Consider the following 12,733-nt stretch of genomic DNA (forward strand, 5'->3'; position numbering starts at 1 on the left):
CTCAGGCGGCGATCAGGGCAGGGGCCGGGGGGGGGGCGGGGACAGGCCAATCCAGCGGGCAGCCGATCAGCCGGAAACCACCCACAGATCACCCCTGACTGACATCAGGGCAGGGTGATGCGTGAAAGTATCAGCCCATGATGACGTCAGTCGACACTGACCTGATCCGGGTGCTCGCCGACCCGCTCAGGCTGCAGATCGTGAACCTGCTCGCCCGCGAGACCCTGTGCACCACGCACCTGGTGGCGGAGACCGGGGCCCGCCAGACCAACCTCTCCAACCACCTCAAGGTGCTGCGCGAGGCGGGGGTCGTGGAGACCGAGCCGTGCGGCAGGTTCACCTACTACCGGCTCAGGCCGGACGTCATCGCCGCCCTGGCGGGCCAGTTCACCGAGCTGGCCGCGACCGCGCAGACGACCGTGGAGACCGGCCGGAAACGGGCCTGCTGATGACCACGACCGACCGAAGGCCCCCCGAGACCGCGCCGACCACCGATGACGGCTCGATCGTCGCGAAGCTCTCCACCCTGGACCGCTACCTCGCGGTGTGGATCCTCATCGCGATGGGCGTCGGGCTCGGCCTGGGCCGCCTGATCCCCGGCCTGAACGACACCCTCGCCAAGGTCGAGATCGGCGGCATCTCACTGCCGATCGCGATCGGACTGCTCGTGATGATGTATCCGGTGCTCGCCAAGGTCCGCTACGACAAGCTCGATGCCGTCACCGGCGACCGCAAGCTGATGGCGTCCTCCCTGGTCATCAACTGGATCGTCGGCCCGGCCGTCATGTTCGCCCTCGCCTGGATCTTCCTGCCCGACCTGCCCGAGTACCGCACCGGCCTGATCATCGTCGGGCTCGCCCGCTGCATCGCCATGGTCATCATCTGGAACGACCTCGCCTGCGGCGACCGCGAGGCGGCTGCCGTCCTGGTCGCCCTCAACTCGATGTTCCAGGTCATCGCGTTCGGCCTGCTCGGCTGGTTCTACCTCGACCTGCTGCCCGGCTGGCTAGGCCTGGGCAACGGCGAAAAGCTCGACATCTCCATGTGGAAGATCGCCCTGAACGTGGTCATCTTCCTGGGCGTGCCGCTGCTGGCCGGATTCCTCACCCGCCGTATCGGCGAGCGCAAGCTCGGCCGGGAGACGTACGAGTCCAACTTCCTGTCCAAGATCGGCCCCTGGGCCCTCTACGGCCTGCTCTTCACGATCGTCATCCTCTTCGCACTGCAGGGGAAGACCATCACCTCGCAGCCGGTCGACGTCATCCGCATCGCGCTGCCGCTGCTCGTCTACTTCGCGGTCATGTTCTTCGGCACGTTCCTGCTGGGCAAGGGGCTCGGCCTCGCCTACGACCGCACCGCCACCCTCGCCTTCACCGCGGCGGGCAACAACTTCGAGCTGGCCATCGCGGTCGCCATCGCCACCTTCGGTGTCACCTCCGGCCAGGCACTGTCGGGGGTCGTCGGCCCGCTCATCGAAGTACCCGTCCTGATCGGGTTGGTGTACGTGGCGCTCGCTTGGCGCAAGAAGTTCGCCCCGTCCTCGATCACCACATCCGCATGAGCCAGAAGTACGTCCGCACCGGGCGGCGCCTGGCAGCACATCTGGGACTCGCTCAGTCGACGTGCGGGCTGCGGCGTTCCACGAGTACGACATCGCGCCAACGGCCGTGCTGCTTGCCGATGCGCTCGCGGACGCCCAGGACGCGGAACCCGGCACGCTCGTGGAGGGCGAGGCTGGCGGTGTTCTCGGGGAAGATGCCGGACTGGATGGTCCAGATCCCGGCCGCCTCGGTGGAGTCGATGAGCGCCTTCAACAGCGCGGCGGCAATGCCACGGCCGCGGGCATCGGCCTGTACGTAGACGGAGTGCTCCACGACACCGGCATACGCACACCGGTCGGAGACCTTCGTCGCCGCGACCCACCCCCACACCCTGCCGTCGGCGCCCAGGGCGACGAAGCGGTGCTCGGGCAGTTTCACCGCGTCGAACGCCTCCCAACTGGGAGCGCTGATCTCGAAGGTGGCGTTGCCCTCCTCGATCCCGGCCTGGTAGATCGCAAGGACCTGTTCGGCGTGGTCGACCGTCAGCGGCACGATCAAGGCAGTGGCACTGGCACCGCCACTGCCACTGCCACTGGCACCGCCACCGGCAACGGCCTGCCCCTCACCGCCTCCCGGAATCACGCCACCGTACGCAAGGTCAGCAGCTGGCCCATGGCAGCCAGCACGGACGGCTCGACCCGGTAGTAGACCCAAGTGCCCCGCCGCTCGGAGGTGAGCAGCCCGGCCTCCTTGAGCTTCTTCAGGTGGTGGGAGACGGTCGGCTGGGAGACCCCGACGTCGGAGATGTCGCAGACGCAGGCCTCCCCGCCCTCGTGCGAGGCGACGAGCGAGAACAGGCGCAGGCGGACCGGATCGCCGAGCGCCTTGAACATACGGGCCGCGGTCTCCGCCTCCTCGGCGGAGAACGGCCGCTCGGTCAGCGGCGGGCAGCACGGTGCCGCGCCCTGGTCGGCGGGTTCGAGAATCGGCAGCACCTTGGCATTCGACATACGTCTATGTTGACACACGTCGAAGTAGCGATGGAGGCCAGCGGCCGCCCCTGGCCGCAAAGCGGCGAGCACCGGACACACCCCGCACCCACCCCACCCCACTACTTCGATACATGTCTATGTTGACGCTCATCGAATCAGTCTGCAATGCTGACCGCACAAGCCATCGACACACGTCGAAACAAGCAAGGAGTCGCCGTGAACGCGCCTGCCACCGCCGAACTGCCCGTCGTCGTGATCGGAGCCGGCCCCATCGGCCTGGCCGCCGCCTCGCACCTCGTCACCCAGGGCATCGAACCGCTCGTCCTGGAAGCCGGACCGCAGGCTGGCGCGGCGGTGCGCGAGTGGTCGCACGTGCGCCTCTTCTCCGCCTGGGGCGAGGTCGTCGACCCGGCCGCCGAGAAGCTCCTCGCCCCCACCGGCTGGACCCGCCCCGACCCGGCGACGTACCCGTCCGGCGGCGACTGGGCGAACGACTACCTCCAGCCCCTCGCCGACGTCCTCGGCGAGAAGGTACGCACCGGCGCCACCGTCACCGGCGTCTCCCGCTCCGGCCGCGACCGCATCGTCGACGCCGACCGCGAGGCCCAGCCCTTCGTCGTCCACGTCACCCACTCCGACGGCCGCGAGGAGCGGATCTTCGCCCGCGCCGTGATCGACGCCTCGGGCACCTGGGCCACCCCGTCCCCGGCGGGCGGCAGCGGCCTGCCCGCCCTCGGCGAACACACCGCCTCCGACCGCATCACCTACCGCGTCCCCGACCTCAACGCCCCCTCCGTACGAGCCCGTTACGCGGGCAGGCGCACCGCCGTCATCGGCTCCGGCGCCTCCGCCTTCACCGCCCTCGCCCACCTGGCCGACCTCGCCAAGGCCGACGACGGCGCGGGCACCAAGGGCGTATGGATCCTGCGACGCGGCATCTCCGGCTCCACGTACGGCGGCGGCGAGGCCGACCAACTGCCCGCACGCGGCGCCCTCGGCCTGGCCACGAAGGCCGCGGTGGACGAAGGTCACGCGGACGTGGTCACCGGCTTCCGCACCGACACCGTCGAGCGCGCCGCGGACGGCCGCCTGATCCTGGTCGCCGAGGACGGCCGCCGCCTCGACCCGGTCGACGAGGTCATCGTCCTGACCGGTTTCCGCCCGGACCTGTCCTTCCTCTCCGAACTCCGCCTGGGCCTTGACGAACGCCTCCAGGCCCCCGTCGAACTGGCCCCGCTGATCGACCCCAACCAGCACTCCTGCGGCACCGTCTACCCGCACGGCCACCGCGAGCTGTCCCACCCCGAGCAGGACATCTACCTGGTCGGCATGAAGTCCTACGGCCGCGCCCCCACCTTCCTCGCCATGACCGGCTACGAACAGGTCCGCTCGGTCGTCGCCGCCATCGCCGGGGACACCGACTCCGCCGACCGCGTCGAACTCACCCTCCCCGAGACCGGCGTCTGCGGCGGCGCAGGCCTCTTCGACACCCCCGACACCGACCAGGTAGACAGCGGCGGCGGCTGCTGCGCCCCCGCCCCGACCCTGGTCCAACTCGGCACCGCAGCCACGCACCAGGCACAGGCACCCACGTCCGGTGGCTGCTGACCATCCGATGCCCGACCAGAAGCGGGAAGAGGTACGGGACGGGCCCTGATCTTTCTGAATGCCAGCAGGTCGTGGCCAGATCGCCAACGCGGAGCCAGCCACGCCAGGTTGGAAGACACTCCGCGTCCGCTTCACTATCCGGCCCAACCCGGTGCAACCCACCACAATCGGACCCACCGGCTCACACCCGGAACAACTACGCACGCCTCGTAGGATGGTTCGTCTGTGATGTCCATGAAATGGTGAGATTTTGTTCTATCGAATATTTAGCTGGAACGTGGCCGTGGGAGCTTTGCTCGGGGCGATGCTGGTGTTCGCTCCGGCGGCTTCGGCCGCCGATACCGGGGCGATCGCGAAGTCCGCCGGCCAGAAGTGGACCCTGAGATCCGCTGCGAATGGCAAGTACGTCTCGTCGGAGATCAAGGACAGCGACAATCAGTGGGCCAAGCTCCGTGCCCGATCGGACGCCCCTGGGGCGTGGGAGCGGTTCACGCTGCACACCGATGACAAGGGGGCGACCGTCAGTCTGCGCTACGAGGCGAGCGGTTACTTCGCCAGTGCGGAAATCAAGGATGGTGACACCCATTCAGGCATGCTGCGCGCCCGTGGCGCCAAGACGGGCAAGTGGGAGCGGTTCTCGCTGATACCGGCGGACAAGGGAACGTACGCGCTGAAGTCGCAGGCGAACGGCCTCTACGTATCGGCTGAGGTCAACGCCTCCGGCGGCGACTCCGGCTTGCTGCGCGCCCGCTCGAAGACGATCGGCTCCTGGGAACGCTTCGCCCTGGATCGGGCCGCTGTCACCGGAACCGGCAACACCGAGGTGGGCAAGGCCCTTCCTCCCCTTGCTCCCGCGAGCGCTCCGCGACGCACGACGCGCGTGATGTCCTGGAACGTCTGCGGCGACAACAACAACGGTTGTGGGAACTACCACACGGGCAAGGACGATCTCACCGCGGACCTCAGGTCCCGGCTGGCGAACCACGGCGCACGTCCCGGTGGCGGGCTTCCCGACGTGATCTTCTTCCAGGAACTCTGCGAGAAGCACGCCAAGCCCATCGAACAGCTCTTGGAAAGCATGGAGCCGAAGCGCGGATGGGACGTGCGGTTCGCGCCCATCAACTACAACGTCGACGGCACCGGCGGTCTGAAGGCACAGAAGCAGTGCGCGGATGCCGGAGGCTACGACCGCGGGTCCTACGGTGTCGCCGTGGCCGTTCCTGATGAGAACACCTGGTACCAGGCGTACGACTTGAAGTCCCCTGCCCAAGCCACCGACAAGAACGGCAACAAGTACAAGGTGGAGCAGCGAGCCGCCATCTGCGCGACAGTCCCCTCGCACGCGTCCATGTACTGCTCGGCGCACTTCAGCACCGGCGGCAAGAACTGGGACGACCCCGGCCGTACCTACCAGTCCCAGCAAGCCGCCCAGCTGACCGCGGCCGCCGACCAGCGCGGCTATCGACCCGTCTTCGGCGGTGACCTGAACGTCACCCCGCCGGCGCGGGGGTTCAATGTCCTCAAGCCGGTGTACGACCGCTACAAGGAGTGCGACGAGAATCCTCCGTTCGCACCGAACGACGGCAGGAACACGATGGACGGGGCGAAGATCGATTACATCTTCGGTCCGGGGAACTCCAGCAGCTCATGCTCGGTCGAGGACTACGTCGGGCGCTCCGACCACTACTCGATCCATTCGGTGATCTCCCTCCCCGCGTACTAATGATGTGCTCGGGGCCGGTGTACGTGCCGACCAGCCCCGTGATCTCCACGTCCAGACCGGTCTCTTCCTGACCTCGCGGACCGCCGCGCCGGGAAGGGGGTAGGGAAATCTCGTCAGTCTGACGCGAAAAGGGCTGAACTTGCATCCCCCCTCCGATCGGCCTGAGATCCTGAAGACCGATCGGAGGGGCCGCAGGTATGGAGTGGAAGCCCCACGGAGAGCGCCAGGCCTACGAACCCCGAGACCCTCCGCCGGGCGCCGGACACCCTGTCGGCATTGACGGCTGCCACCCCCGGGGCACCTGGGGGACGCCGGGGGGCACGCGCCGATCAGGGCCGGGCCACACCCGGAACCGAGTGAGACAAGTCGCCTGTTTCGACCATCGTTCGAATCGTGGTGTTCGAATAAAAAGAAACCCCCTCCGATCTACGTTTCCGCAGATCGGAGGGGGTTTACCTTCATGTGGCGGCGCCAGGATTCGAACCTGGGAAGGCTGAGCCGGCAGATTTACAGAGGGCTGGCTCCGTACACCCTGACCTGCAAATCCACAGGCTGCCGTGACCGCGGGGGACGCACGGGGGAATCCAAGTCCCTGAAACTGCGTCACGCCTCGTCGTGCCGAGCCGGTTCGGGGAGCCGTTGACCGCCCTTCGGCCAGCGCCATCGGACACGACCTGCAATCCGAGGCCCGACCAGAAGAGGTACGGGACGCCCTCACGGAAGCTGGGCCTCCACGGTCTTCAAGACCGTCCCCCTAGGCTGCTCGGGCACGGCATCTCCACCCCGCCCATCTACGATGAAGTGCCTGCAGATAGCTGACCGTGCACATTTCGATATTGGCGCGGTCCACACAAGGTCCACCCTGGGGAGCACTAGCGAGGCAGACTTGCCACCATCGGATTGGGGGGCAAGCAGCACCTTGCGAGAGCCCCTAGCAGCCTCCCAAAGCGATCGCCCGCTTTAGCGATCACGCGCCCGTACGAAGTCGTCGTCAGCACTGCGAACAAATCAGAGATCTCCAGCTGTCGCTCCGATGCTTACACATTGAATGCAACCACCGCCGGTCGAAAGTCGATCCTTCGGGCCGTCCACCAGAGGGTCAATACACACTCAGCGGGAGTTGCACAATCATATTGGCTCCAGAACTACCTACGGTGATTCGAAGCGAGCCACCGAGCTCTTCTGCGCGCTGACGCATGGACGCGCGATGGATCTCGTCACCATACGCAGCAGCACCAATTTGCCGATCTCCGCGTCCCTCTACTTCAAGAGTGAGGAGGCTATTAGCCGAAAGGCGGATTGCGCACCGTGTCACATGAGCGCATCGGACGATACTGCTCAACGCCTCATCGATTATCCAATATGCGGTGCTTTCAGTGAAACTCGGCAGGACCGGCAGGGGAGCTGACTCCTCGACCGCGATGGACAAGTTCCGGCCAGATTCATTACCGCACGCAGCAACTCGCTCACGAAGTGCCGCTAGCAGGCCAAATAGCTCCAAGTTGGATGGGCGAAGGGTGCGAATGATCCGCTGCACGCCTTCCGCCACCCGGTTGACTTCACTGCTCAGACGCTGAAGAAGGTCGCGAAGTCGACCCGGCTCGCTGAGAGCATGCGGACCAGCCTCTTCCAAGGCAAGCGCAACATGTGACAGCGAAGATAAGCCGTCTTGAAGATCACGGCGTATCCGGTCTCGCTCGACCAGAACCGCCTCTACAGAGCGCTCCCGAGCGGCCTTCGCCACGCGGTTGATGCGTTGCATACGAACGACCAGCGCGATCGGCACGACGAGCGCTTCTACGACCCGGCTCTCACTCGATTGCAAGCCGTCAGAATGCGCTGGGCAAATCACTAGATCGGCCACATGCATGCCAGTCACGGTAAGCGGATAAGTCACTGCTGAGGTGCGTGCGTCACCCTCCTCGGCCAGGACATTCCCGCCTAAATCGACTACGGATACATGGGAAGTCCTCACCGCGGCGGCTACCGCCGCCAAGATTGCGCTCAGGGCACCGCCAGGCGCCGCGACTTCCTCTGTCCCAGTTTCATTGGGTGAGGGTGGTGCCGGATTCTCGGCCCCGGAAACCAACCGATCAACCACTCCCTGTAAGGCATCCCGCACAGGTGTGAGCAACGCCGCCACTACTGCAGCCGCCACTACAGCCGCCAGGGAGCCGCCCTGCACGACGGCAGAGATGACTGCGGACGCTCCCGCAAATGTTCCGAGCACTAGCGCGGTCAGCATTGCCCACACCAGCGTGCGACGGAGAATTAGCTCAAGCCCCAGCAACCGGAACCACAGCACACCCACCGCAACGGCAAACGGAATCAAGCCCAACGCGACCGGAAATAGCCAGGCCCACGGCGTTACGAATGACACCGAAAGCAGCAAAGCCACACTGACGAGCAACCACAGTAACTGCTGACGTTCCGGTTCCTCTGCGCGCCATGTACGCACCACCGTGCCACCGACGATCAGAGCGAACCCACCAACCAATGGAGCACACCCGACCAAAAGCAACACAGCCGACCATAGAGCTGGCATCTCAACGACAGGCCCCTCGCCCCACACGAGTAGCTCTGCAGTGCGTGGAGAGATCGTGCCGAGCGCTGCAGTTACGACCACGGTTCCTGCCACCACTGCCCGGTTGATCCAGCGCCACCCTCCAGCAGGAAGATGTCCCAGGGGATAGGCGCTGAGCAGCAGAAGCAGCAGCGAGAACGCCGGTACCCATAACGAAGCCCCCAAGGAGTAGGCCAGCGACTCCCATGGGAGGGCCTCCTCGGGCCTTACTTGGGCACGCGCCGCATACACCGCGGCAGCATCCTGTGCTGTACCAGAAAAAGCGAACGCCAGCAGGATCCAGCCGATCACGTTGCGAGGGCGGGCTGCGATCAACACGACACTGGCAAGCGTCGCCATCGTGACACTGACCAGTTGCCCATACGACAGGGGTTGCTCACCGGCTGACTGGAGAGCGGACAGGTCACGTGCCAGGTAGATCGCCCAACCCGCGCCTGCCACCGCAGCACCAGCAACGACGATTCCCGTACTGCGCAGAGCGACATCAGACACTTGGAGCCCCATCATCATGGACTCAGTGTCTGACGCACTATGGCAACCGTCAGTAGGCCTACACGCTCGGAAAGAGACGATGACCGGTACAGCGCCCCTGACGGTTAAACAGTTCCCCGCTCCCCCGCACTAATCACCGACGTCAGCAATCAGCCGAGATACGGCCGAGCGCGGTGCTCCAGGGAGTGCCGGATCCGGAGCCGCTGGGTGTGGTGCATCGGCAGCTCCTCCGCTTCGTCCGGGCGGACGAAACGGAGTTCGGTCGACTCGTCGGAGATCGCGAGCTGACCGCCGATGACCCGGGCAGTGAAACAGACGTTGAACTGTCGCCGCACTTCGCCATCTGTGTACTCGATAATGTGCTTCGGGTCGGTATACGTACCGACCAAGCCCGTGATCTCCACGTCCAAGCCAGTCTCTTCCTTGACCTCGCGGACCGCCGTGCCAGGCAGGGAGTCGGTGAGATCCATACCGCCGCCCGGAAGGGCCCACAGGTCGTTGTCCCGGCGTCGTTGGAGCAGGATGCGCCCCTGGTTGTCAGTGACGACCGCGGAGGCCGCGACAACCATGCTGTTCGGCTTCGGGGCGTTCGGGTCGTCGTAGTACTCGGTCCGCGCCACCGTCACTCCTCCTGCTGTACCGGCTCCGCCGTCGCCCAGACCGCGTCGAAGCTCTGCCCGTAGGTGTCGAACATGCCGCCTTCCCCGTTACGGCGGAGGTGCCACACCGGGGCACCGTACGCGTTCGCTCCCCAGACGTGGGCGTTGACCAGGAGCTGATCGTCGGCGCGATACAAGGAGTTGTAGAGCGTCGTTTCGTGAGTCCTTATCTCGATGCCAGGTACGCCGACGAGAGGTCGGTAGTGCATCAGGGCCAGCCGGCACCGGGACTCGATGCCGTGGCCGAACCGCTCCTCTTGGCCGCGCGCCTGGACGTTCGAGCTCTCGGCGTCTCCCACCGCGATGCGTACGATGCAGCCTTCAGCAGCTCGTTCGCGCAGCAGGGCGTTGAGCCGCGGGTAGGCCTCGTGCAGGAAGACGGCCGCGTAGACCAGCACGTCGATGCGCTCGCGGGCCTGAGCCATCATGTCCACGAACGTGGATACGGGCAGGTCGGCTCGCTGCTCGTAGAGAGCGACGAGTTCCGGGCTGATCGCGCGGGCGGCGCGGGCTTGTCGAAGCGCTGGCCAGAGTGCGTGCACGTCTTCTCCTAGGGCTTCAGCCGCCTCCAAGGCTGTAGCACGGCGCGGCGTACGGCCCAGATTCACCCATCGCTCCACCGACTTGGGGTCGACCTCAACGGCCTTTGCGAGGGCGGCGTACGTCCAGCCTCCGGCCGCCATGACGGCTCGTAGTCTCTCGTTCTGCATGAGTTTCTCCCTGAGCGTCAGGACGGCACTAGGGACGTTCTACCCGACGCGGGACGTCCCGAAGTGGGGTTTGGGGGTGGTTCCTAGGCCCTCCCCGTCGACCCGATGCTTCTCCGCATGAGCACGGACGGATACCGACTGCTTACCGAGTGACGCGGCGCTCCGGTTTGGCGTCAGTCCCCTCCGTCGGCGAGTAGGAGGCAGAAGTGATAGACGACGCGGCTCTTCCGAGTGTCGGCACCCTCATGGTGGATGCGCGCACCGGCAAGACGGGCATAGTCATGGGACACGAGGGCCCGTACGTACAACTGCGTCCAGCTCGCGGGGGCACCGAGTGGGACGCCCCTCCCGACGCGCTCCGCCCACCTACCCAGGCGGAAGAGCTGAGTTCCAAGGTGTCGGTCGCCAACGGGCGGTGGGGACTGTGAACCCTCGGGCTGTATTGCGGTACGAGACATGGACCCTCGAACCCGACTTGGAACCGGACGCGGAGCCAACCACCTACGCCATGCAGTGCGTTGTGGACGAGGAGTCCTCACCGGCCAGCGAGGACTACGTGGAGCCACAAAACTGGGTACTGCAGCACTGCGGTGAGCATCCCTCCCACCACACCTACCGCGAGATCATCACGCGCCCATGGCGGACCTGGAGGCGGCCTTGATGCGCCCAGCGATCACGCAGCTGAGGCAGTTCACCGGCCCACTGCTGACCATCACCGCTCAACAGGCGCGGTGGGGGCGGGTTTCACACCTCCACCAGGAAATGACCGGCGCTCACAACAAACGCCTCTGACGCAGAGGAGGGATGCCCCAAGCCAAAGACCGGATCACCCTGCAGCCTGGACAGCATTCCGGGTGGTCCGGTCGCGGAAGCCCTGAACAAAGCCCCAGTGCCGGTGGTACCGGGGTGATCGGCGTGCCCGAACACGGCATTGGGGCCCCGAGACCCTCCGCCGGGCGCTGGACACCCTGTCGGCATTGACGGCTCCCCCGCGGCCGGACGTACGGCCAACCCCAAGAGGGCCTGCCTCAGTGACGTGCTCGGACTCGGGGTGGAACGGCGGTGGGGCCGACTCCCACTCCGTGGCGGCATCGTCCACGCTGGCCATGGCTGGACGGACGATCCGCACTTCGTGGCCATGCTCCGGTGGCACATCGCGCGCTATGGCGCGGCCCCGGACGGGCGGCTGTTTCGCACGAGCCGCGGCGGCGTGATTCAAGACACAGGCTATGGCGAGGTCTGGGCAGAGGCCCGGAGTGCCGCCCTCTCCCCCATTGAGGTGGCGTCCCCGCTCGCCCGACGTCCATACGACCTTCGGTGTGCCGGGGCCCTCTTCTGGCTCTTCTCCGGGGTCGACCCGATGGAGGTGGCCCGCAGGGCCGGGCGCTCCGTGGCCGTCCTTCTCAGCGTCTATGCGAAGGTCCTGGCTCAGGCGCAGGAGCGGGCAAACCGACAGATCAGGGCCGGGCCACCCCCGGAACGAGCGAGACAAGCCACCCGTTTCGATCATCGCTCGAATCGATGCGTTCGAATACGAAGAAACCCCCTCCAATCTACGTTTCCGCAGATCGGAGGGGGTTTACCTTCATGTGGCGGCGCCAGGATTCGAACCTGGGAAGGCTGAGCCGGCAGATTTACAGTCTGCTCCCTTTGGCCGCTCGGGCACACCGCCGGGTTTGCTGCCTCACTCCGCTTTCGCGGCGCTCCGTGGCAACGACGTAAACGATACCTGATGCACAGGGGTGCTTCGCCACCCGATTGAGCGGCACCCCACGCGGGGGCGGTGGCTAGGCTTTGCGGACGCGGTCGGCGTCGGTCGGCCGCATATCCGCTGAGTACGCAGACCCCGATACAAGGAGCCACAGGACATGGCCGACTCCAGTTTCGACATCGTCTCGAAGGTCGAGCGGCAGGAGGTCGACAACGCCCTCAACCAGGCCGCCAAGGAGATCTCGCAGCGTTACGACTTCAAGGGCACGGGCGCCTCGATCGCCTGGTCCGGCGAGAAGATCCTGATGGAGGCGAACGGCGAGGAGCGGGTCAAGGCGATCCTCGACATCTTCCAGTCCAAGCTGATCAAGCGCGGCATCTCGCTGAAGTCGCTGGACGCGGGCGAGCCGCAGCTGTCCGGCAAGGAGTACAAGATCTTCGCCTCGATCGAAGAGGGCATCTCCCAGGAGAACGCGAAGAAGGTCGCCAAGATCATCCGCGACGAGGGCCCCAAGGGCGTCAAGGCGCAGGTCCAGGGTGACGAGCTGCGGGTCAGCTCGAAGAGCCGGGACGACCTGCAGGCCGTGCAGGCGCTGCTCAAGGGGCAGGACTTCGACTTCGCGGTGCAGTTCGTGAACTACCGGTAGACGGTCGTCGTTAGTCGGTAGTCGGTTCGCCGGACGGTGCACTGTCGTACGGACCACGGAGGGCGGG

Annotated in this window: 12 protein-coding genes, 1 tRNA gene and 2 pseudogenes; 8 read left to right on the forward strand and 7 right to left on the reverse strand. The window is 66.0% G+C overall.

Going from position 1 to position 12,733, the window contains the following annotated elements; translation table 11 throughout:
* Positions 1-137: 137 nt before the first annotated feature.
* Together ABZV77_RS08010 and arsB are read left to right on the forward strand one after the other, a co-directional pair.
* A complete protein-coding gene (locus ABZV77_RS08010) occupies positions 138-449 on the forward strand; it encodes a metalloregulator ArsR/SmtB family transcription factor (RefSeq protein ID WP_356251731.1) in 312 nt (103 codons plus the stop codon).
* Positions 449-1,561, forward strand: coding sequence for an ACR3 family arsenite efflux transporter (gene arsB, locus ABZV77_RS08015; protein ID WP_356251734.1), 1,113 nt, complete (start codon positions 449-451; stop codon positions 1,559-1,561). The genes ABZV77_RS08010 and arsB overlap by 1 nt, the downstream gene beginning before the upstream one ends.
* Before the next feature lie 52 nt (positions 1,562-1,613).
* Here the strand turns inward: arsB and ABZV77_RS08020 are convergent, their stop codons facing one another.
* Both ABZV77_RS08020 and ABZV77_RS08025 read right to left on the reverse strand, forming a co-directional pair.
* The gene (locus tag ABZV77_RS08020; RefSeq protein WP_356251737.1) at positions 1,614-2,099 is read right to left on the reverse strand and encodes an N-acetyltransferase family protein; all 486 of its coding nucleotides are present in this window, start codon (positions 2,097-2,099) and stop codon (positions 1,614-1,616) included.
* Between the two features lie 80 nt (positions 2,100-2,179).
* Positions 2,180-2,551: a metalloregulator ArsR/SmtB family transcription factor gene (locus tag ABZV77_RS08025; protein WP_356251740.1), complete on the reverse strand. Its 372-nt coding sequence runs from the start codon at positions 2,549-2,551 to the stop codon at positions 2,180-2,182.
* A 198-nt stretch (positions 2,552-2,749) separates the two neighbouring features.
* Between ABZV77_RS08025 and ABZV77_RS08030 the strand changes: the two genes are divergently transcribed.
* Together ABZV77_RS08030 and ABZV77_RS08035 are read left to right on the forward strand one after the other, a co-directional pair.
* The gene (locus ABZV77_RS08030) at positions 2,750-4,141 is read left to right on the forward strand and encodes an NAD(P)-binding domain-containing protein (protein ID WP_356251743.1); all 1,392 of its coding nucleotides are present in this window, start codon (positions 2,750-2,752) and stop codon (positions 4,139-4,141) included.
* An 883-nt stretch (positions 4,142-5,024) separates the two neighbouring features.
* Complete coding sequence (locus ABZV77_RS08035) at positions 5,025-5,864, forward strand: endonuclease/exonuclease/phosphatase family protein (RefSeq protein WP_356252389.1); 840 nt, start codon at positions 5,025-5,027, stop codon at positions 5,862-5,864.
* Here ABZV77_RS08035 and ABZV77_RS08040 read toward each other — a convergent pair.
* The 4 genes and pseudogenes from ABZV77_RS08040 to ABZV77_RS08055 all read right to left on the reverse strand — a co-directional run.
* Positions 5,860-5,934, reverse strand: a pseudogene (locus ABZV77_RS08040) (DNA mismatch repair protein MutT); the annotation flags it as partial. The gene ABZV77_RS08035 and the pseudogene ABZV77_RS08040 sit on opposite strands and share 5 nt — an antisense overlap.
* A 1,029-nt stretch (positions 5,935-6,963) precedes the next feature.
* Complete coding sequence (locus ABZV77_RS08045; protein ID WP_356251746.1) at positions 6,964-8,958, reverse strand: hypothetical protein; 1,995 nt, start codon at positions 8,956-8,958, stop codon at positions 6,964-6,966.
* A 131-nt stretch (positions 8,959-9,089) separates the two neighbouring features.
* The gene (locus ABZV77_RS08050) at positions 9,090-9,560 is read right to left on the reverse strand and encodes an NUDIX domain-containing protein (RefSeq protein ID WP_356251749.1); all 471 of its coding nucleotides are present in this window, start codon (positions 9,558-9,560) and stop codon (positions 9,090-9,092) included.
* 2 nt (positions 9,561-9,562) lie between these two features.
* Entirely contained in the window at positions 9,563-10,309 is a 747-nt protein-coding gene (locus ABZV77_RS08055) for an XRE family transcriptional regulator (protein WP_356251752.1), read from the reverse strand.
* A 245-nt stretch (positions 10,310-10,554) separates the two neighbouring features.
* Here ABZV77_RS08055 and ABZV77_RS08060 point away from each other — a divergent pair, with 245 nt between their 5' ends.
* The 3 genes and pseudogenes from ABZV77_RS08060 to ABZV77_RS08070 all read left to right on the forward strand — a co-directional run.
* Complete coding sequence (locus ABZV77_RS08060) at positions 10,555-10,737, forward strand: hypothetical protein (RefSeq protein WP_356252392.1); 183 nt, start codon at positions 10,555-10,557, stop codon at positions 10,735-10,737.
* Positions 10,725-10,970, forward strand: coding sequence for a hypothetical protein (locus ABZV77_RS08065; protein WP_356251755.1), 246 nt, complete (start codon positions 10,725-10,727; stop codon positions 10,968-10,970). Before ABZV77_RS08060 ends, ABZV77_RS08065 begins: the two co-directional genes overlap by 13 nt.
* Positions 10,971-11,247: 277 nt before the next feature.
* Positions 11,248-11,768, forward strand: a pseudogene (locus tag ABZV77_RS08070) (site-specific integrase); the annotation flags it as partial.
* A gap of 131 nt (positions 11,769-11,899) precedes the next feature.
* Here the strand turns inward: ABZV77_RS08070 and ABZV77_RS08075 are convergent.
* A tRNA-Tyr gene (locus tag ABZV77_RS08075) sits at positions 11,900-11,981 on the reverse strand.
* A 196-nt stretch (positions 11,982-12,177) separates the two neighbouring features.
* Between ABZV77_RS08075 and ABZV77_RS08080 the strand changes: the two genes are divergently transcribed.
* On the forward strand, positions 12,178-12,666 hold the full coding sequence (locus ABZV77_RS08080) for a YajQ family cyclic di-GMP-binding protein (RefSeq protein WP_055564526.1): 489 nt from the start codon (positions 12,178-12,180) through the stop codon (positions 12,664-12,666).
* Positions 12,667-12,733: the final 67 nt, after the last annotated feature.

The organism is Streptomyces sp. NPDC004732 (assembly GCF_040609235.1).
GTDB lineage: Bacteria > Actinomycetota > Actinomycetes > Streptomycetales > Streptomycetaceae > Streptomyces.

Bases quoted from the DNA above. Each gene is read 5' to 3' on its own strand.
- ABZV77_RS08010 (WP_356251731.1), top strand. From the start codon at position 138: ATGATGACGTCAGTCGACACTGACCTGATCCGGGTGCTCGCCGACCCG.
- arsB (WP_356251734.1), top strand. From the start codon at position 449: ATGACCACGACCGACCGAAGGCCCCCCGAGACCGCGCCGACCACCGAT.
- ABZV77_RS08025 (WP_356251740.1), bottom strand. From the start codon at position 2,551: ATGTCGAATGCCAAGGTGCTGCCGATTCTCGAACCCGCCGACCAGGGC.
- ABZV77_RS08035 (WP_356252389.1), top strand. From the start codon at position 5,025: ATGTCCTGGAACGTCTGCGGCGACAACAACAACGGTTGTGGGAACTAC.
- ABZV77_RS08045 (WP_356251746.1), bottom strand. From the start codon at position 8,958: ATGATGATGGGGCTCCAAGTGTCTGATGTCGCTCTGCGCAGTACGGGA.
- ABZV77_RS08055 (WP_356251752.1), bottom strand. From the start codon at position 10,309: ATGCAGAACGAGAGACTACGAGCCGTCATGGCGGCCGGAGGCTGGACG.
- ABZV77_RS08060 (WP_356252392.1), top strand. From the start codon at position 10,555: ATGGTGGATGCGCGCACCGGCAAGACGGGCATAGTCATGGGACACGAG.
- ABZV77_RS08080 (WP_055564526.1), top strand. From the start codon at position 12,178: ATGGCCGACTCCAGTTTCGACATCGTCTCGAAGGTCGAGCGGCAGGAG.